Origin of the sequence: Paenibacillus sp. Marseille-P2973, from assembly GCF_018101095.1 — a bacterium.
Classification (GTDB): domain Bacteria; phylum Bacillota; class Bacilli; order Paenibacillales; family Paenibacillaceae; genus Fontibacillus; species Fontibacillus vini.
In genome coordinates, this window is the sequence record NZ_JAGQEH010000006.1 from 142,895 (window position 1) to 163,276 (window position 20,382).

Consider the following 20,382-nt stretch of genomic DNA (forward strand, 5'->3'; position numbering starts at 1 on the left):
TGAATAATATAAGGAAAGGGCTTCCTTTTTATCTTACTCTCATCGCCAACTGGATAATCCGGGTGCGCATTTGCGGATCCGTCTCAAGCTTGGCATACATATCGTCAATAGCTTGTTTGTTGTCTCTGTACGTCTTCTCATGCGTCATTGTCATATGAGACCATTCAATCAACTCATTCTCAGCTGCACGCAAATCATTAAACGCCTCATGAAAACCGGTTTCGAGTACCAGGCTTTCCATAACCTCCTGAGTGACTTCCTGCAGCTTGGCAGTCTCCTCAATCTTCTTCTCCAATACTCGGGATCTATCCTCAAACTTTCTCTTAGCTTTCGAGTAGCCCAACTGCGGTTTTGCCATGATCGGTTTCATCTGTATAATTTCACCCTTTTGCAAAAATATCTATTACTCTTGCTATTGTATCTTAATCTCCAACAAATTACAAAATGATGTAACTGGAAAAAATAAACCCCTTGTCAGAATGATTCACCGAACAAGGGGGATCGTACTGTTATTTCTTATTTTAATTAAAGTTTTTTGGGAAGATGGCCGTACTCTTCTTGAACAACTCCACAGCAATTTTCCCGGCTTCCGCTCGTGTCATATAACCCTTCGGATTGAAGCTGTAGCTTGCCTTCTTCTGTCCAGGGAGTGTGGAGGCGATCCCGTTCATGATTTTGGCCTTGGATACAGCTTGGATTGAAGGTCTGGCGTAATAATCTATACTTCCAGAGTCCGTAAAGGATTTGGCTAAGGCTGAATTTAACTTATCGTCATTCAGCGCGAGCTTCAGCTTGAGCGCTCTAGCAATCATGACAGCCGCCTGTTCTCTTGTAACCGGCGTGTAAGGAGCAAACTCGCCTTCCTTCGTACCTGTTACAATACCTGCCCGTGCTGCTGTTTCTATATAGGCGTAGCTCCATGTATCTGTTGCCGCTCCTGGCCCTACATCTGTAAATGTAGAATTCTGATGACTGCTCGGGTAATTAAGCGGTATGTTCAGGCCCTTCACGAGCAGAGTCGCAAACTCGCCGCGGGTGATCCGGTCATCTGTACCGAAGCTGTTACCGCGCAAGTTCTTCATAATCCCCTTCGCATAGAGCGAATTCAGAATGTTTCTTGCCCATCCATGATTCGTGATATCACTATAACCCTTCTTGAGCTTCATAACCATGTAGTATCCAAAATCATCGAATGGCACGGTTACCGTATGCTTCTTCGCATCGACCTCGCCACCGACATTCTCCCAAATACCTGCATCCGTATAGCGGAATACGGTAATCGTGGTTCCTGCATCATCTACAACATTATTGTCATAGGCTAATGTCAGTTCTCCGCGCTTAGACGGAATGATTTTTCGATCTGGATCAAATTTTGTAAAGCTTCCTTCCAGTGAATAAGGCGCAAGCCCATTTGTTGATTGTATGAGCCCTTTTTCCCCTAATCCTCCATGAATCCAGTAAACATTAGAGATGGCCGTAAAGTTGGCTCTACTTTCAGGGCTTATAAACTGTGCTTTAACCGGGTAAGGAACAGCAATTTCATTTGGCTTGTTAGGTTCTCCCTCAAGAGATCTATTTACATAATTCCCGTAATCGTCCTGCTTTCCAACAACTCCATCTACAGGATCAGCAATTCCGAACAACAGTTTATTGTCAGGATAGTATTGAATAGCATTCAGCCCAGGTGAAGCGGTTTGTAGTATCGTTCCCTTCGGAAAGCTCAATTCAATCATTTTACCAAATACACTGTACTTGGTGGCTACCTTCTCCGCCATAAACTGGCTGTCCACATTTACTGCTGAGGTGTAATAGACCTCTATAGTATCATTGTAGGTTGTATCAGCTCTCTGAATCTGAATCTTGATCTTCGTCGATTTGTCTGGCTTGAGACCTACATAATCGTAGACAAAGCGTCCAGCTTCTTCTTGTGAAGGTATAGCTTCATACTTATCAATCAACACCTTCGTTGCACCTTCCGCTTGAATATCAAAGCGGACAAAGTTCTTGTTCACAATATATTGTCCATCCAGGTTCGCTTGCGGGGCAAGCATGCGATACGGTTCAACTACTCGCACAATCTCCAGCTTCTTGCTTGTTCTTGAGCCGGAATCATTTACTAGTTCCAGATTGAACACATAGGTTCCCGGAACACTAATGTCGATACCCTCAACACGGAGCAAGAAATCCTTCTCACTACCTACAAGTTGATACTTATAATTTTTCAGGCCATTTCCGAAATCAAACGAAAATTGGCCATCAATGGTTACTACCTTGTTATCAACAAGCCGCTCCTTGGCAGTAAACATTTCCTTTGAGCCGAAGTTAAGCTTAACTTGACTAGCTCCACTACCTCGTAAAATTAAATTTGCAGTTGTATTAGTAGTTGTATAACTAGTCGCTGTAGCATCATACGTGAAGCTTGGGGATGGAACAAATATAGAACTAATAAATTTATCATAAGCTGCCTGGGCTCTCTCCAGATCAGATGAAGCTACACTGTCATTAACATTAAGAATTGTAGTCATCAAATTTACCAATGTATTGCCTTCAGAATCTGCGGAGAACAACCCAACTGTAGTCTTTGCTTCGGGCTGGAAATTACCAATCGTTGATCCATTCGTATCGACTATATAGACAAGTAATTCTCCTGTTACCGTACGGGCATTCCCATTTCCATCTCTTGAGGTTCCCTTGAAGATAATCCGATTTTCTCCAAAGAAGAGAGGGCCATTAGGGCTGATTTGAGCATTTAAAGTGAATTTGTTTCCAGTAAAAATTACTTTGTTCACGTCTTGTCCACTTACGACGATCGGCACTGATACCCCATTTATTGTAGCGCTCGCATTCTCCGTGGGAACAAAGTTCTCAAATCCCAGGTACTCCCCTTCGATAAGCATCACATTGTTATCAGCCTTCGAATTGACTGAATAAGTTTGTCCATAAATCCAATTCGTAAATGCGATCTTGGTCATCATTAGATACGAGACGGTAGCCCTCGCTTCTGCCCCAGTACCAAACCGAAAACTAAGCTGTTGTTGACCTGCTGAAAAGTTTTGAATTTTATAAATCTTTTGATTGCCTTCAAGAGTCAATGAGGCAGGCTTCTCATTAATACTACTATCTTCAACATCCTTAATATCAAGATGCTTTGAACCTTTTGGCAAGTAGGTGGCCTCTAAGGAATTCCAATCAACAGTATTCTTGTTCGTCTCGATCAACACATAAAAAGTCCCGGAATCGACCGTTGCTCCATCCAACTTGATTTTAGTGTAATCATCCGTACTTTCGGGATCATTCGTTGTCTTGTATGCTGGCAAATAGTACAGATTCGTGATAGTAGTTTCTCCAGGTGCATATCTGAATGAAAGAGGAATTGTTGTAGAGAATCCTGGATTACCAACATCACCAAAGCTTGCTTTGAGTGATAAATTCCCCTGGTCTATAGGAATACCTGAAGCAGAGAAAGTAACGATAAAATACTTCGGGTTACCTGCCGCATCAGAGATAACAACTTCTTTGTCTCTCGAGGCAATAACAATAGAGTTATTATCTATCTTTCCGTTATCATTAAAGGGATTCATTTTCAAAATTTCAATTTGAGCATCGGTAATAATTACAGGAGTAGCACCTGTAACACCCGTTGGCGTATATTCCAACTGTAAATATTTTTTCCAGTCATTCAAATTTCCTTCCTCTTTATGATACTCATAAGGAACGATAATTTGTCCAATAATACTTGGAGTAACAAGTGTTTCTGTAATAGAAGGAGTTTTATTAAACGCATCGTATACTACTGCACCGGTAGCACCAGCCCTCTTGTCCTTATCATACAAATACAGAGAAGTGGTACTTTGACCATCTCCTACTCTAAAAATAGTACGTTGAGAAGTAACAGTATCCGCATTATTGGTCATAACAATCTGAATTGTGTTAGCCCCTATGGCAAGGGAAATACCAGCTGCATAAAATTTTCCGCTATATTCATCTCGAGGTACACTGTTTGAAATTTTCCCATTCACATAGATAGTAATTTCATTTACATTTTGAGCTATGCCTTCCAGTGATACCATAGACTCAGTAGTAATAACCGGGGTTCCCTCATTAAGTGCTTTACCTTGAGAACCTCCGTCATACATAATCAGTTCTTGCAGATAGGGAACTTTATCATACAGTACATAGAAAGACTCGGATCTTGTCGTGTCACCCATTTGCCCCGAAAAGGTAATCCTGTTAAAACCCTCAAAAAGGGTCACATCGCTTGCTCTAAAAGTATTTCCAGTTAGTGCAGTAATGATATTAGAGTAGACATTAGAATCATCTGTCTCCCAATCTGTAGAGTTCTTCTGTACAAGTCGCTCTACGGTAACAGTCATACCTGTCGAAGATAAGCCTGCTCTATAGGAGCCTTCGATAGTCACGGTAGATGTTGTTACGTGATGTGCACTGGAGCGGGTGATCTGCTTATCACCTGTTCCTGTCATTGAAAGCGAGAACGTATTCCTCAATTCCTGAATAGAAGGAATGAAGTAGGTTGGAACGGCATCGGCCGCACTTACTTTTGGCGTAAGCAGACCAACAGGCAACAGTGAAATTACAAGCGATAGTAACGTGAGCCATAAGAACGGCTTCTTGAGGCGTTGCATGAATTATCTCTCCTTTAATTGGATTGTTGTAGTCCCCGCATGACGGAAACCGTCCAAAAGTCGTATAGTGTTGTTATCGGTCACGATGTGGCATTATTTTAGAAAAATTGGCAAAAAAGGATTAGACAAATTCAAAGAATTCAAAATAAAAAATGGCCCTGGATAGGCCAACGTGGTAATGCGAAACAATGCAATTCAAAAAGAGCCTGCGGTAGCACAGGCTCTTCGTTCACTATTTCATCGGTGTTAAGACGATGTCCCACAAGGCTGTCGGAGCGTAAGTTGTACCTGAGGACGTTTTAGCAATAATAACTTCAAGCTTTTGAATTCCGCTGACATTGATTTTAAATTCTGTCGGCTTCGTTTCTTTGGTAGCATTATAAGTTTCGAACAGGTTTTTCCCGTCGCCTTTAATAATGATGTTTACTCCATAAGTAAGCCCTTGGGAGTTGAAATTAGTTACTGCAAAGTTCCCCTTCAACTCTTCGTATTCTCCATTCAGTTGATAGCTGGCCTTGGCTTCTTCCTGGTTAGTGCCCGTTGTCAACAAGTTGACAGATGGCTGCTTTCTCTCATCAAGCAACGCAACGGAGTCGAGCTGCTTGCTCCATGTCCAGTTGGAAGAACCACTATTAAGATTAAACTGATCGAGATTCACCGGCTTTTCCGCAGCTTTTACAGCACCGATAGTGACCGTCTTGGTTTGCTGATTCCATTCAACTTCTTTGCCGAATCCCTCAGCAATCCCCCGTAAGGGGAGATATATCGTGCCATCCACAGTAAAGGGCTCAATCTTTTGGCCTTTTTCATTTGTCGGGTTAACTTCAACACCGTCAATAATCACCTTAATGTTGTTGTAGACGGCATTAATTTTTTTGATGAACGGATACTGCGCTGCATAAGAGACACCCGAAGTCAGAAGAAGTGTAGCTGTTGTGCCGAGAATGACACCTTTCAATAATTCCTTGGATCTTTTCATTTAACATATTCCCCCAGACGTATGTATTATTGCTCTCATTAATATATAAAGCTAACTAGCTAATTATAAACACATTTAAAAAAATGATTAAAAATAAATGAATGTTCTTGACTATGTCGAGATCATTCATACGATTAAGACTATTTCGCCATCTTCAACTGATGAATATCGGCTTACTGCTCAATAGAGCGGGTAGCCGCTTGTCCAAAATCTCTACGTGCCGTTCTTGGGTTACTTTTACTTAGATAAGTTCTCAATGCAGCTCTTGAACTTCATCCCCTCAAACCAAAAACAACCCCTGCCACGCTCCAAAGCAATGGCAGAGGTTGTCCCTATTTTATAAATGAAATATCCGTATAATTGCTGTCATCGAAGATACAATATTGCAGGTAGATCTTACTTGGAGCTGTCCTCCGCACCGGCCTTCATTCGCAAGCGGGCGAAGAAGTCGAGCAGCGGGCGCTTCGTTTTGCCGATCAGGCCGATCACCTCGGCTCCGATTTGCAGGAAGAACACCATGACGCAGATGACGACAAAGGTGACCCAGTTGGCGTTGTACATGGCCGCAGACGATTGGATGACAGCCAATACGCCAAAGAAGGCGGCGATGCCGTAAATGATCAGCACGGTTTGGCGATGGCTGAAGCCGAGCTCGCGCAAGCAGTGATGCAAGTGGCCTTTATCCGGCGAGAAGATCGGTTTCTTCTGCATCCAGCGGCGCACGATGGCAAACAACGTGTCCGAAAGCGGAACTCCGATCAGGATCAGCGGTGTCAGGAACGACACGATCGCTACCTGTTTGAAACCGAGCAAGGACAGCAGCGCCAGGCTGAAGCCAAGGAACAGGGCCCCGGAGTCGCCCATGAATATTTTGGCCGGGTGAAAGTTAAAGTACAGGAAGCCGATAATGCTGCCCAGCAGCAACAGGCAGAGCAACGCAACCACGACATTACCCATCAGGAATGCCATGACGGTGATCGTACCGATCGCAATGGCGGAAACCCCTGCAGCCAGACCGTCCAGACCATCGATCAGATTGATGGCGTTAGTGACGCCGACAATCCACAAAATCGTAAACGGAATCGCAATCCAGCTTTCAACCGAAGCATACGTATGAAAAGGAATATTTGCAAATTCAAGGCGGATATCAAATCCAAATACGACAACGCAAGCCGTCGCGATTTGAACTAGAAATTTAAATTTGGCCGGCAAATCGAAACGATCGTCGAACGCACCAAGCAATATAGTCATGGTTCCGCCGACAAGAAAGGCTTTGACGAAGTTTACTTCGCGTACCGAAAAACTTTCCGGAAGAAACGGTAGAACCAGGAAGAACGTAATCACAAAAGATAAGAAAATAGCTAATCCACCGAGTCTCGGCATAATTCTTGTGTGCACTTTACGAGCATTGGGTACATCCACCGCGCCGACTTTAACGGCAAACTTCTTTACGAATGGCGTCAATCCCAGTGCCAGACCGAGCGAGACGATAAACCCGATGGTATAAATCATCCACATGTGTATTTCAACCCCCATTTATTCTGCCGGAATGAATTATACTCCGTTTCAGGAGAAACACAACCTCCGTATTTGAGCAATAATACGCGGTTTCGCGCAATAATTCAATGGTTTAGCCCATTTTCGTCAGGTTTTCTCCCTCACGCAGTACGCGCACTACGAATTTCGGCAGCGCAAGCATCCTCCGGAAGCGGGTAGGCTCCGATAACAGGCGGTACAACCACTCCAAGCGAAGCTTCTGGAAGGTCATCGGTGCCCGCTTTGTTTTGCCGGAAATGATATCAAAGCTTCCTCCAACTCCCATCATGACCGGCACGCCCAGAGTCTGTTTGTATTTTCCAATCCATGGCTCCTGAGTGTCGGCGCCCCGGGCTACAAACAGCAGATGAGGCGAAACCGCCTTGATGGCATCAATAACCTCCTGATCTTGATCAGGACCGAAGTACCCGTCACGAAATCCGACAATTTCCGTTCCCGGATATTGCAAAGTTAACCGTCGCGCCGCTTCCTGAATCACTTCGCTTGTCGTCCCAAGGAGATACACCTTCCAGTGGTGCCGCTCCCCTTCCTTCATTAATTCATGAAGCAGGTCGAATCCGGCTACACGTTCGGCCACCGGTTCACCGACTTTTTGTGCGGCCCATACTACGCCGGTACCGTCCGGCACGATCAATTCGGCCTTCTGCATCATTTGTTTGTAGGAGGGGTCTTCCATTGCGGCCATTACCATGATCGGGTTGGCTGTAATGATTTGATGAGGCTTGCCTGATTTAACGACTTGCGTTAAATACTTGACCGTATCCTTCATTCCCCATTTGCAGACTGGGATTCCCATAATCGATACCGTCGGCAGAACCTCGATCTCATTTTGCTTCGTCTCCACCTTGCTCACCCTTTGCTCTGTAAAAGTTCAACAATGCGCTGCGCGGGGATGCGGGCTTCGCGCTTCAGCTCCGAAATTTTCGGAGCATGAGACTTGCGCCAGACCCCGCCCTCAAGCAGCAGCCGCTCGGCTTGCGAGGCAACAATCCGGGGATCGAGCTCCTCGGTCGTGCCGACAGGCACGCTGCCGAGGCGCCCCATAAATTGGTCGATCTTCGGATCATAAGAAACGCCGAGCAGCGGCACTTCCTGCGAAGCCGCGTAAATGAGGCTGTGCAGCCTCATTCCAACAAGCAGGCGGCAGCGGCTTACTTCGCGGAGCATCTCGTACGGATGCTCCGTCTCCGCCGCAATGCTGACGGTGCTTCCGTGTTCTGCCAGGTTCCCTAGGCGTTCCATGACGAAGCGGGAGGCTTCGTCATCGCCAGGGAAATGAAACGGCAGAAAACGGATATGCACCGGAACCCGGCGGCTGAGCGAAGCAAGGCCTTCGGCCAGCTTCGCCAGTTCGGTCCGCTCGGAGTTCCAGAGGCGGACCGATACCCCGACTACCGGAAGTTCGCCGGAGTCGGGCGCACTCGAAAACCCGCCGCCTTCAGCATGCGGATTGGGCTCCAAGCCTGCATGCGACTCCACATCTAATCCGTTCTGGAGATCGGCCGCACCTGCAGGGTCCGTTTCCTTTTCCGGCAGGACTATCCCCATCACCGGATCGGGGACGACCTGGACGTCGCCCTTCCGGATCCCCATGCTGCGCACCAGCTCGGCCGATTCCGGATCTCTTACCGAAATGTATTCGCAGCGGCGGAACACCGATGCGATAAAGGGACGGAACAGCTTCCGGCGTACCGGCCCTACGCCTTGCGCATAAATGAAGGTCGGCTTGCCCAACCATTGGGCAATCTTGATAATTCCCAAATAATAGGGAATCGAGCCGAGCCCGGTGGCGTCCTGAAGCAGGCTACCTCCGCCGCTGATCAGGCCGTCGCTGTTCTTTATAGCGTTCCTTACCTCGGCAAGTTTCATCCGATGTACGGACTTCACGCCATAAGTCCGGCTAGTCCATTCAGGATCGATAGATAAAACGACCGGAGTGATCTTCATGCCCGCCGCCTGTCCTTCATGCTCCAAGGCGGAGAGTATTGACTGCAGTACAGCTTCGTCCCCGCTGTTACGGTATCCGTAATATCCCGACAGGACTAAGGTTTTAGAAGACGCGGCGACCATTTATCCCAGCACCTTTCAATAATATGCCATATGAGCACGGCGATCAGGCCGACGATAAGACCAAGTCCGAGACCCAGCACTCCGCGAATCAACGAAAGAACTGCCGGCGTATGGATATGCGCGAAAGTATCGACCATGGATAGCTGTCCCATTACCGCAATGACCATGGCATACAGCGCCCACCGATAACGGAAAGCAGCAAAAATGCCTACAATGAACAGCGGATGCGCCAGCAAAAACTCTTTATTCCGCGGGCGTACGCCAAACGTATTTTCAAGGAAGGAACGGAACCAGGCTTCTCCCGGAAGGAGAGTACCGGCATTTCCTGTTCTCGATAAATAGTAAAGAGCGGCGACACCAAGCACGGCTGCGGCAACGACCCAAATGAGCGTAATCGGCATCCGCAGCCAATTGCGCAGTTCCTGCCATACCGAAGAACCTTGATACAAGAACACATAAACGGCAATCAAAAAGATCGGCCCCAGGTGAAGCAAGCTTACACCGCGGAACTGATTAAGCACGAGGCTGTAAGTAATGTTATTCAGCAGCGCAATTACGAACGGAACGGCCGCCAGCGAAATCAGCGCTGTTTTAATATAAAGAACGATCGTATGGGTCAATCTCCGCCCGGCTGAAATATCCGGATGAGCCCCCTTGATTTCTTTAACCTTGCGGATCGCAAGGATCGTCGCTATCGTCGGCGCGCTGATGGCAATGCCCAAAGCTAACGCCTGCTCAAACAGAGTCGGCTTCAGGACGTAAAGTCCGGCGGAACCGATCAAGCCCAGCAGGAAAACAAGCAGTGTCAATGGAGCAATAAAGTAAGAAACCAGCAAAGCGCAGAAAGCAACTCCGCCCAGAACAACAAACGCCTTTAGGTATTTCTGCCAAGAAGAATCATGAATTTCAAAGGCTTCTGCCTGTCCCATTTCGAAACCATTATCTTGAATGCGCTGAATTGCCCCTTCCGGACCTTGCAGCGAATCGATCAAATTGTTGATCGGGTTCGTGATAGCCGCTTTAGCCGCATCCTTGGAAGGCGAAGCATTCAGATATATCATCCGGATATTCCGGTCCTTTGTTGCAAGCACGAACCGGTCGGACAAAGTTTTCTTATCCTGTCCAGCCTCAGTATCGGACAAAGAATGCAGACGTACGATATTGTAATCCGTCAAATAGGCCAGTGTATTCAATCCTTTTTGCGGAGCCTTCAAATTCTCGATGGCTGCCAAACCGATACCGTGCTTATTCAACAGATCCGCAAAGCCCTGCAGACTGTTCATAGCACCGTTATCCTGATACCCCTTCACGGACTCCCCGTCAAAGAGGATACGCTTCACTCCGTTTTCCGCTAAAAAAGACAGTTCCTGATCCAGGGCATCCTGGTCATAACGGATATTATCCGATAACCGCGGGAGAATATTGAAGCCTTTGTCACTCAACATTGCGAATGCAAAAGGATCCATCTGCATCGGCTTCATTACCGCCTCTTCCATTCCCAAACCGATTGCAAGCCCTTCACGGTCTTGGTACCGCCATGGCATCACGGGAATGTCCAGGTTACGGAACGTCTCCTCGATCATAGGACGCAGCTCTTGTTCGTTCTCCGTACTAGTAAAAGCGATATAAGTATAATTCCCCTCAGGAGAAACGACCGTTTGCGTCATCTTTGCCACATCCAGCGCGTTAAACACCATAATCCGGCGCGCCTTCGACAATTCATCCAGCGTGCTTTCAAACATCGCTATCGTATTAACGCCGGCCGCCTTTAGGCGATCCAGCTGTTCATCCATGTAAGCTGCCGGATTGGCTTGATAAGACGCAATGTCCAGCAACCCCCGATAATTGAAAACAAACTCTACCTTATTTGCCGACGACTCGGTTTGTACCCGCTGTACGATTACAGGCAAAGAAGCCACAATACCAACTATAACCAAGATCCACAACCACTTGCGGGAAGCGTCATTCCACCGCTGCCAACTTCGAATCACAAAGGTACCTCCTCAAAAGTAAAAAATTATGCGTCTACGCGAGCCAGCACTTCATCTTGCAAACGGGCAAGGCGCGCTTTGGCGTCCTCGTTCGATGTGCCGCGTACCGCGAAGTAGAATTTAATTTTTGGTTCCGTTCCCGAAGGACGAAGACAAAACCATGAGCCGTCCTCCAAAAGAAACTTCAGCACGTTTTCCTTAGGCAGGCCGTCCAGTCCTTGCGAATAATCCAGCAGATCCGTCACCGCGACACCCGCGATACTCTTAGGCGGATTACTGCGGAAGTCATTCATCAGCGCGCCGATTTGCGCAAGCCCGTCTTTCCCCTTCAAAGTCCGGGATGCTAGAGTTTCACGATAATATCCGAATGATTGGTACAGCTCCTCCAACACATCGATCAACGTTTTCCCTTGGCGTTTATAATAAGCCGCCGCTTCACAAATCAATGTCGAGGCTACGATGGCATCCTTATCCCGGGCATAGTTGCCGGCCAGGTATCCATAGCTTTCCTCATAACCGAACAAATAAGTATGCTCGCCCGATTTTTCGAATTCGTTCATCTTTTCACCGATATATTTGAATCCGGTCAGCGTATTAAATACGGTTGCCCCGTAATGACGGGCGATCGCGGCTCCCAGCTCACTCGTAACGATCGTCTTCACGACCGCGCCGTTCGCAGGAAGTTTTCCGGTTTCTTTCATTTGACTAAGAACATAATGCACAAGAAGAGATCCGGATTGGTTTCCGGTTAAAATTTCATACTCTCCGGCCGCATTCTTTACAACCGCGCCCATACGGTCTGCATCCGGATCCGTACCGATGAGAATGTCAGCGCCAACCTGTTTACCAAGCTCGATCGCCATAGCAAAGGCTTCGCGCTCTTCCGGGTTCGGAGATTTCACTGTAGAGAAATTGCCGTCCGGCAGCTCTTGTTCTTTAACGATATGAACCTGGGAAAATCCGAGCTTCTGCAGCGCTTGACGGACCGGAAGATTACCGGTTCCGTGCAGAGGCGTAAATACCACAACGACGTCCTTGGCCGCACCCGAAACCATTAACTCGCGGTTTACGCTGGTTGCGGCTACCGTTTCCACGAAAGCCTCGTCTTCCGCTTCTCCAAGCCATACAAGCAATCCCTTGGCTTCGGCCTCTTCACGGCTAAGACGCTTCACTTCAGCAAGCGAAGTCAACGCCTGAATGTTACCGATCACGCGCTCTGCTTCATGAGGCACCAGCTGACCGCCGGAAGCATTGTATACTTTATAACCGTTATATTCAGGCGGATTATGGCTCGCCGTAACCACGATGCCACCGGTTGCCTTCAAACTGCGCACCGAAAAGGACAACTGCGGCGTAGGGCGAAGCGACGGGAACAATTTGGCAACAATGCCGTTGCCGGCCAAAACAAGCGCGGCTTCCAGCGCGAACTCCGGAGAGAAATGACGGCAATCATGGGCAATGACCACCGATGGCTGGCCAGCCTTATCGCCATGCTCCTCCAAAATATATTTTGCAAACCCCTGGGTAGCCCGGGCAACCGTGTAACGGTTCATTCGGTTGCTGCCTGCGCCGATTACGCCGCGAAGCCCCCCGGTACCGAACTCCAGCTCCCGGTAAAACCGGTCTTCAAGTTCGGATGGATTAGAGTCCAAATCGCGCAGCTCCTGTTTGGTTGCCTCATCGATGGAAGGATCGTTCAGCCAGCTTTCTACTTTTTCTCTAATGTTCAAGTTCAACTCAGTCATGGTTTCAAAAGTCCTCCTAAACAAAATTTTATCTAACTCAGGATAACGCAAACATAATTTCGCCCTCTGCGACAATTTTATCATCGACTTTGGCGACTGCTTTGCCCTTGCCAATCGAGCCCTTCATACGGGTGATTTCCACTTCCAGGCGAAGCTGGTCGCCCGGAACGACCTGTCCGCGGAAACGGAAGCCGTCCATGCCGGCGAGGAAACCGATCTTCCCGCGGTTGCTCTCCACATTTAGAATCGCAGCTGCCCCTACCTGGGCCAAAGCTTCAGCAATCAGTACCCCTGGCATCACCGGATAATCGGGGAAATGACCCACAAAAAACGGTTCATTGATCGTTACGTTCTTGATCCCGACGGCTCTCTTGCCGTCCTCCATCTCCAAGATCCGGTCCACCAGCAGAAATGGCGGGCGGTGCGGAATAATCTCCTGAATTTGCTTGATATCGAGCATTATGTAATACCCCTTTCCATTTTTCATAAATCTCAAATTGGTTATGCTTAGACATCGGATTTAAAATGCGTGTTCAAAAAGTCAGGTTTGCAGGGCCGAGAAGGTTGGATGAAGTTAGGGACTGAGTAGCGGAGCGTACATATGGTACGTGAGCAACGGAAGGCCCGGCTGAATTCAAGATTCGACGTCGAATCCGCTTCATGATCTGCTTCGTCGTGGAAAGATGACTTTTTGAACAACCTCTTAAAGTTTCGTATAAAAGATCAGGCGGACGGCCACACTGTAATTATCCTTCGCGTCTGCAGAAGCGGAGGTTAAGATAAGGGGCTTATCCGCAGGCGGCCTATACCGCTTTCGGATAAAGCCCTTTTGATTTCCACCCTGGTGACAGTCCCCCATCATTATACATTTTATGGCCTTAAAAAGAAAACTCCCGATTCCGGGAGTTTCTGTAACTTTTTATTCAATTTCTTCCATTATATAATAACTCTTAACCAACAGGCCGCAGGCTAAGGTGCGAAAACCAAGTCGAACACATGCCGCCAGTTTTCCCACTGCCAAACGCCGCCTATCTCCTGCTTCCCTAACACCACATAGCCGACAACCGTTCCGCCGACCAAGGCAACTACCAGAAACAATAGTACAAGCACGATTCGCAGGAGGGTGATCCACCCGGACCGTTTTGCAACAGCCGGGCTATTCTCTTCGGTCATGAAAGTCCACCTACCCGCGCAAGTTATTGGCCAAGCCCATCATGGTTTCACTGGACGAGAGCGCCCGGGCCGCAAGCTGATAAGCCCGCTGTACCTGCAGCATCTCCGCCATTTCATCCGTCAGATTGACATTGGAGCCTTCTAACGCCCCTTGCCGGATCTGGGCCTGCTGAGCTTGAGGAAGCAACGCCGTTTCACTCAGGACATCCGCTTCCACTGCACCGGAAGCAAGTACAAACAGATTTCCGTCAACCTGTTCCAAGGCTTCCGGCCGTATTGGAGTCAGCAATTGAATCCGCCCAAGATCATTCACTTCATTTCCGGAAACCGCACGGATATTTCCCTGTCCGTCAATTTGCAGCTTCGAACCCGCCGGGACCGCAATACGTTCATCATCCGCATTCAATACGAATTGACCCATATTGTTGACCAGGTATGTGGATTCAGGATCAGAAGGATCCTGTTGAAGATGAAAATCGCCGGCCCGGGTGTAAGCCTTCCCGCTCTCGGTAAGCACCGCAAACAATGCATTTCCTTCAATGGCAAGATCCGTTGGATTATCGGTTAATTTAATGGAACCTTGGGTGAAATTGCTCGTAATCGACGTCATTCTGGAACCGAATCCGAGATCAAAACCGGAGGGTGTTGCCCGTCCAGTCAGCTCCATCTTGGAAGTCTGCTTCTGAACACGGGTCAATGTGTCTTCAAAGGAAGCTTCCTTTCGCTTATACCCCGTAGTATCCATATTGGCGATATTGTCGGAAAGCAAATCCAAACGCTGCTGAATCCCGTTCATGGACACCATGGCGCTGATCATGGAGTTATTCATATGGCACCTCCTTTAATTAAACTTGGTCTAGACGCGGCCGATATCATTTACCGCCCGATCCAGGCTCTTATCATAATATTGGATAATTTTCTGATTCGATTCGTACGCACGTTGGGCAGCAAGCAAATCAACCATGGCCTGAGCGGTATCCACATTCGAAGTCTCCAGGTATCCTTGACGGACTGCAGCTTCATCCTCCACCGTAAGCCCGATGCGAATATCCGCAGCTTCGGGATCTTCAGCCCGGTATACGCCATTGCCTTCACGAACCAATTCTTGAGGCCGGTTGACTACCGCCACTCCGAGTCTGGCGACCGGGACAGCGACTCCATTCTCATAATAAACAAAATTACCGACGGCATCACTTTGAACCTGATTGATCGACATTCCAGCAGGCAATACGATCGGATTCCCGTCAACTCCAAGCACCCGCTGCCCCTGCGAAGTAAGCAAATCACCTGCAGCATTCACCGTAAAATTACCGTCCCGAGTATAACGGACCTGATCATTATTGTCCAGCACCGAGAAAAAAGCTTCCGGACGGTATATAACCTCTCCGTCTTCGCTTAGGTATTTACCTGAAGCGTCAAAAGCAATAGGCAATCCGGTAGCGGGGTCATTCAAATTCAGGCTGGATAACAGTCCGAAATTGGACGCCTTGCCCGTTTCTCTCAAATCCCCCTGTACGTAAGAGGCCAGACTTTCTTCCGCAAACACGCCGGTCGACAGCTTGCCGATGCGCTTCGCATTTCCTGATTCCTTATCTCCGACGAGCGAAATCAGCATATCGGGAAAAGAGTGGCTGACGGCATTAACCTGTTTGTAGCCAGGCGTATTGATATTGGCGATGTTTTGCGTTACCGTATCATGCCGGCGTTGCTGTGTAATCATGCCGGATGCAGCGGTATATAGTCCTCTTAACATGGGCAAACCTCCATACTTGACTCATCTATTTCACCCGCAACAATTAATTGCGGTTATATATTCAGGATCATTCATTCCAACAACATATCTTATATTTATATCGGATAATCAGAATTTTTTCTTAATAACCCGATCCAAATTGTCCAACATAATGCCGGTTCCTTTCACGACGCAGTGCATCGGATCTTCGGCAATCAATACCGGTACGCGGAGTTCTTCAATCAAGAGCTCGTCCAGCCCGTTCAGCAGAGCGCCTCCGCCTGTCAGAATAACGCCCCGGTCGATGATGTCGGCGGACAGTTCCGGCGGAGTACGCTCCAGCACTGATTTTGCCGCGGTTACTATAGAAGATACCGGATCGGTCAACGCTTCCTGGATTTCAGCCGCAGTGATAGTAATCGTGAGCGGCAGCCCGGATACCATGTCCCTGCCCCGAATATCCATTTCCGCAACCCGTCCCGAAGGGTGTACCGTTCCGATGCCGATCTTGATATCTTCGGCGGTCCGTTCCCCGATCAGCAGCTTGTACTTCGTTTTAATATATTTAATAATGGCGGCGTCAAACTTGTCCCCGGCGATTTTAATGGACGAAGCCGTGACGATGTCCCCCATGGAAAGCACCGCCACATCCGTCGTCCCTCCGCCGATATCGACAACCATATTGCCGCTCGGTTCAAATATGTCCATTCCTGCGCCGATGGCCGCAGCCTTCGGTTCCTCTTCCATAAATACTTCTTTGGCACCGCTATGTTCCGCCGCTTCGCGGATCGATTTCTGTTCAACTGAAGTAATGTTAGTTGGCGCGCAGATCAAAATACGGGGGTGGCTGTACCAGCTTCTGCCTCCAACCCGATCAATGAAATACTTGAGCATCGTTTCCGTAATTTCAAAGTCGGCAATAACTCCGTCCCGTAATGGACGAATCGCAATGATATTTCCCGGTGTACGGCCAACCATCCGTCTCGCATCTTCACCGACCGCAAGCACCCGTTTGGCGTCACTGTCGATCGCAACCACAGACGGTTCGTCGAGGACTACTCCCTTTCCTTTGACATGAATCAGCACATTGGCTGTGCCCAAATCAATACCAATATCCTTGCTCATCATCGCGATGCTCCCCCAGAACGTATTTTATGACAAATATATGGTAAAAGTTTCCCCGAATCACGGAGCCGTAATTCGACATCTGGCTGCGAAAAAACCTTCAAAACTCGGGAAAATGAGATATAAATCCACAATCTCATACCATATTTAAAAATACCATACTTTGGGGGAGGTGTTCAATCACATTCATCGGGATGCCAAACATAATATTTACCCATTAACGAGCGGAGCTAATCACCTCCCGTTTGGATTGCCCTTTCTTCTTATACTTGATCTTCGTCGCCTCGCCTCCTCGAAGGTGCCTGATCGACTTATGATATTCGAGAATGTGCTTGACCTGGTCCGCCAAATCCGGATTAATCTCCGGCAGACGCTCGGTTAAATCCTTATGCACCGTGCTTTTAGATACGCCGAACTCTTTGGCTATGGTCCGGACCGTATGCCGAGTTTCCACAATGCAGCGACCTATTTTAATCGTCCGTTCTTTGATGTAATCGTGCACGCTCCCGCCTCCCTACTCGAGATAGTTTGGTACATTATATGAGGGGCGTGCCCATATATTCTTTGTTTCCAAGCCTGACAAGCCCGGGCGAGGCCAATTATTTTGACAAGTGCTCCTGCAAAGCCTTCATTTTTACCTGCTTATTTTAACGGATTCCCTCTACTCCTGCGCGATTCGCGAGTGCGGACGAGCCCATCACCCCAATACATAAATCCGCTCCATCCAGATAAAAAAAGACTGTCCCTCAAGTCAATATGACTTTTAAGGACAGCCTTCTGTAATTCATTTTCTTTTTCCGTCTTATTCGTGTTTCGGCAAAACGCTGGACGGATTAATCAATTCGCCATTTTCATATACGGCGAAGTGAACGTGGTTGCCAAGGTCTTTTTCCATCTCATTCCGGCCGGCTAATGCGATCGTATCGCCTTGTTTCACTTCGGCATCCATTTTTACTTTTACGTCCGACAGACTTTCGTAAACGGTTTTCAAGTTGTTGGCATGCGTAATTTCAACTACGAAACCGAGCAAAGGAACTTCATCCACCCGTGTTACTTTACCGCCCATAGCGGCCGTTACTTCAAACGACTGGTTATCCGCCCGGGCCAGGTCGATTCCGGTATTTGCGATAAAGGTATCGTTATACTGGACAAGCGCGGCTTCATGATCCTCGGCACTCGCTTCATTGTCATAGAATGGCTTCACTACGGTAACATCCGCGGCATTGGCTACCGGCCATACCAGATCTTCAGCTACAGCTACGGTCTCGGTGGCCTTGTCTTTGCCGCTTTCCTTCGCGGTATCCTGACCCAGCAGGTCCTCGCTGCCCGCCTGCTCTACGGAATCCGTCACGCTGGCAGGTGTGGAGTCCATAGGCTTTTGGCTGGCATCCTGGTAGACCCACACTAAGGTTAGTATAATTGCCGCTGCTGCCATGTAAGCTGCCGGGTAAACCCATCTCTTCGACAATACTTTTTTCCACGTGGACACCGGTACTACCGGCTCTCCCATTGCAATTTTAGGAGACTCCTCATGGGATTTCTTCTTGTTATTTTGTTCATTCATTGCTCATCACCTCAGTAACCAGTGTTACCGGGGCCGAAGCTTTTATACTTCGCTTATATCATTTTTTGAAAATTTTGCAAGAGAGTCCGATTCAGAAATAGTTACTTTAAGAGACGGGCCGCTTGTTGAAAGGATATTCCGGTGTAATAGTGTTTGAGAATTTGAGTAGTCGTATATCCTTTCTGCGCCATTCCGTTCGCCCCCCATTGGCTCATTCCCACGCCATGACCATAGCCGTAGGTGGTGATTTTTACGTTTGTTCCGTCATATTGAATTTTGAACTGGCTGGAACGAAGCCCGAGCTTCTCTCGAATCTCCCGGCCCGTATAGACCTTATCCCCCACCTTAATCTCCTTTACTCTCTGTCCGGAAGTGAAAGAGTTAATCCGAAAGAGATTCCCGGAATTGAGACTCTTGCTGCCGCCTGCCGAGACGGGTACGGCCGGAACGGTTTGTCCCAATTTACTAAAAACCTCATTAAGCTTAAAAGTTACTGTCTCTTCGTTATTTGGGTTGGCTACACTGTCCCAAGGGCTGGGTACACTACGAAGATAAGGAACTCGAAGCGACCAGTACTCCTCGGAGTTCTCCGTGTATCCCCCGCTGGCCGAGAAAAAGGATGCTGTAATCGGCTTTCCTTGATAGGTCATCACAATGCCGCGGGTTTCTTGAATGGCGCGTTCCAGTTTGGATAACTCCCTGGCTTTGCCTTTGTCCTTCCATTGCTCCAGCGTCTCTTTCGAGAGATATGCTTGGTGATCTACCGTATCAAGCACGTCCGCCTTACCGCCGGGGACACCGCTGGTGTCGTTGGCCGCCAAACGACGGACGATGAAGGTTCGGGCCGCGATCGCCTGCGCCTTGAGCGCTTCAAGCTCAAAGTCCGCCGGCATCTCGGCGGCCAGTACGCCGGTCACGTATTGCTCGAGCGGCAGGGTTTCCACGCTGCCGGTGCGTGTCAGATACACGCGCACCGGCGTTTTGTCCGCGGCGGCCGAGTCCTCCGCCGGGACGAGCCGCTCCGCGCCCGCGCCGGGCGCGGGGCCCGGCAGCTGCTGCAGCTGCTGCGCCCTAGCGGCTGCGGCCGCCGGGTCGGCCGGCGCCGGCGGCGGTCCGGCGCCGCGCACCGCCAGCAGCGCGGGCAGCAGCACCGCGAGCGCGGCCAGGCCCGCCAGCCCGGCGGCTAGCCCGCGGGCATCCTTCCTCCTTCCGCCTCCGCGGAAGGAGGAAGGGCGGCGGGCCCGCGAGCCGGGCGCGATGCGCACGCGCAGCGGCGTCTCCCTCTCAGGCTCGCCATCGGCCGCGGCCAAGCGTTGCTGCGCGTGCTGCCCACTCGGCGGCTTCACCGTGCCACTCACCTCAGCTGCGCTTGATCCTGCCTCCTCTACGCTACTCGGCTCCGTTGTACCCTTGCCCGACTCCCCCTCACCCCGGTTCATTTTTACTGTAATTCTATGATTTGTTCCCGGTTCCTTAAATGGACCCCACTTCTCATTCATTCCTAGATTACCTCCATCCGGATTCGTGCTGCAGCGTAGCGTAAACATACCTGCTGGCGAGCATGCCCCTACCCTAGCGTTTCTCAGGGTTATACCTAATGCTCGATATACTTATAGATATGAATTCCGCTCATCTGCTAGAACCCGTTTGAGAAAAGTAGGCTCCCGTCAGGTAAGTAAAGACACCGTTTGTTCATATCATTCAAGCCCTAGACTTGCATACAGTCGTTTTTTGCCTCATATACTTACGTGATGGATGTTTAAGGGAAAGGCGTCTAAATCACCAGATTTGATACCGCTTTCT

16 protein-coding genes are annotated in these 20,382 nt (G+C 48.8%); all 16 read right to left on the reverse strand.

Annotation, left to right across the window (positions count from 1 at the left end):
* Positions 1-28: 28 nt before the first annotated feature.
* Complete coding sequence (locus KB559_RS14535) at positions 29-370, reverse strand: hypothetical protein (RefSeq protein ID WP_211022651.1); 342 nt, start codon at positions 368-370, stop codon at positions 29-31.
* Positions 371-521: 151 nt separating this feature from the next.
* Positions 522-4,643, reverse strand: coding sequence for an S-layer homology domain-containing protein (locus tag KB559_RS14540; protein ID WP_211022652.1), 4,122 nt, complete (start codon positions 4,641-4,643; stop codon positions 522-524).
* 232 nt (positions 4,644-4,875) lie between these two features.
* Positions 4,876-5,622 carry a stalk domain-containing protein gene (locus KB559_RS14545; protein ID WP_211022653.1) on the reverse strand — a complete coding sequence of 249 codons (747 nt, stop codon included), beginning with the start codon at positions 5,620-5,622 and terminating at the stop codon, positions 4,876-4,878.
* 396 nt (positions 5,623-6,018) lie between these two features.
* Positions 6,019-7,140, reverse strand: a complete 1,122-nt coding sequence (locus KB559_RS14550) for a glycosyltransferase family 4 protein (RefSeq protein WP_211022654.1) — start codon at positions 7,138-7,140, stop codon at positions 6,019-6,021.
* A gap of 112 nt (positions 7,141-7,252) precedes the next feature.
* The gene (locus tag KB559_RS14555) at positions 7,253-7,975 is read right to left on the reverse strand and encodes a WecB/TagA/CpsF family glycosyltransferase (protein WP_211022762.1); all 723 of its coding nucleotides are present in this window, start codon (positions 7,973-7,975) and stop codon (positions 7,253-7,255) included.
* A gap of 53 nt (positions 7,976-8,028) precedes the next feature.
* Positions 8,029-9,249: a polysaccharide pyruvyl transferase CsaB gene (gene csaB / locus KB559_RS14560; RefSeq protein ID WP_211022655.1), complete on the reverse strand. Its 1,221-nt coding sequence runs from the start codon at positions 9,247-9,249 to the stop codon at positions 8,029-8,031.
* Positions 9,222-11,240, reverse strand: a complete 2,019-nt coding sequence (locus tag KB559_RS14565) for a DUF5693 family protein (RefSeq protein WP_211022656.1) — start codon at positions 11,238-11,240, stop codon at positions 9,222-9,224. Before KB559_RS14565 ends, csaB begins: the two co-directional genes overlap by 28 nt.
* 26 nt (positions 11,241-11,266) lie before the next feature.
* Positions 11,267-12,985, reverse strand: coding sequence for a phospho-sugar mutase (locus tag KB559_RS14570; RefSeq protein ID WP_211022657.1), 1,719 nt, complete (start codon positions 12,983-12,985; stop codon positions 11,267-11,269).
* Positions 12,986-13,022: 37 nt separating this feature from the next.
* Positions 13,023-13,445, reverse strand: a complete 423-nt coding sequence (gene fabZ, locus KB559_RS14575) for a 3-hydroxyacyl-ACP dehydratase FabZ (RefSeq protein ID WP_211022658.1) — start codon at positions 13,443-13,445, stop codon at positions 13,023-13,025.
* A gap of 509 nt (positions 13,446-13,954) precedes the next feature.
* Complete coding sequence (locus KB559_RS14580) at positions 13,955-14,158, reverse strand: DNA-directed RNA polymerase subunit beta (RefSeq protein ID WP_211022659.1); 204 nt, start codon at positions 14,156-14,158, stop codon at positions 13,955-13,957.
* Positions 14,159-14,168: 10 nt separating this feature from the next.
* A complete protein-coding gene (locus tag KB559_RS14585; RefSeq protein ID WP_211022660.1) occupies positions 14,169-14,987 on the reverse strand; it encodes a flagellar hook-basal body protein in 819 nt (272 codons plus the stop codon).
* Between the two features lie 27 nt (positions 14,988-15,014).
* Positions 15,015-15,911 (reverse strand): flagellar hook-basal body protein, encoded by an 897-nt coding sequence (locus tag KB559_RS14590; protein ID WP_211022661.1) that lies wholly within the window; start codon positions 15,909-15,911, stop codon positions 15,015-15,017.
* A 108-nt stretch (positions 15,912-16,019) separates the two neighbouring features.
* On the reverse strand, positions 16,020-17,018 hold the full coding sequence (gene mreB, locus KB559_RS14595) for a rod shape-determining protein (RefSeq protein WP_211022662.1): 999 nt from the start codon (positions 17,016-17,018) through the stop codon (positions 16,020-16,022).
* Positions 17,019-17,232: 214 nt separating this feature from the next.
* A complete protein-coding gene (gene spoIIID / locus KB559_RS14600; protein ID WP_114497259.1) occupies positions 17,233-17,517 on the reverse strand; it encodes a sporulation transcriptional regulator SpoIIID in 285 nt (94 codons plus the stop codon).
* A 300-nt stretch (positions 17,518-17,817) separates the two neighbouring features.
* A complete protein-coding gene (locus tag KB559_RS14605) occupies positions 17,818-18,579 on the reverse strand; it encodes a M23 family metallopeptidase (RefSeq protein WP_211022663.1) in 762 nt (253 codons plus the stop codon).
* Positions 18,580-18,680: 101 nt separating this feature from the next.
* On the reverse strand, positions 18,681-20,078 hold the full coding sequence (gene spoIID / locus KB559_RS14610; RefSeq protein ID WP_247681836.1) for a stage II sporulation protein D: 1,398 nt from the start codon (positions 20,076-20,078) through the stop codon (positions 18,681-18,683).
* Positions 20,079-20,382 lie beyond the last annotated feature (304 nt).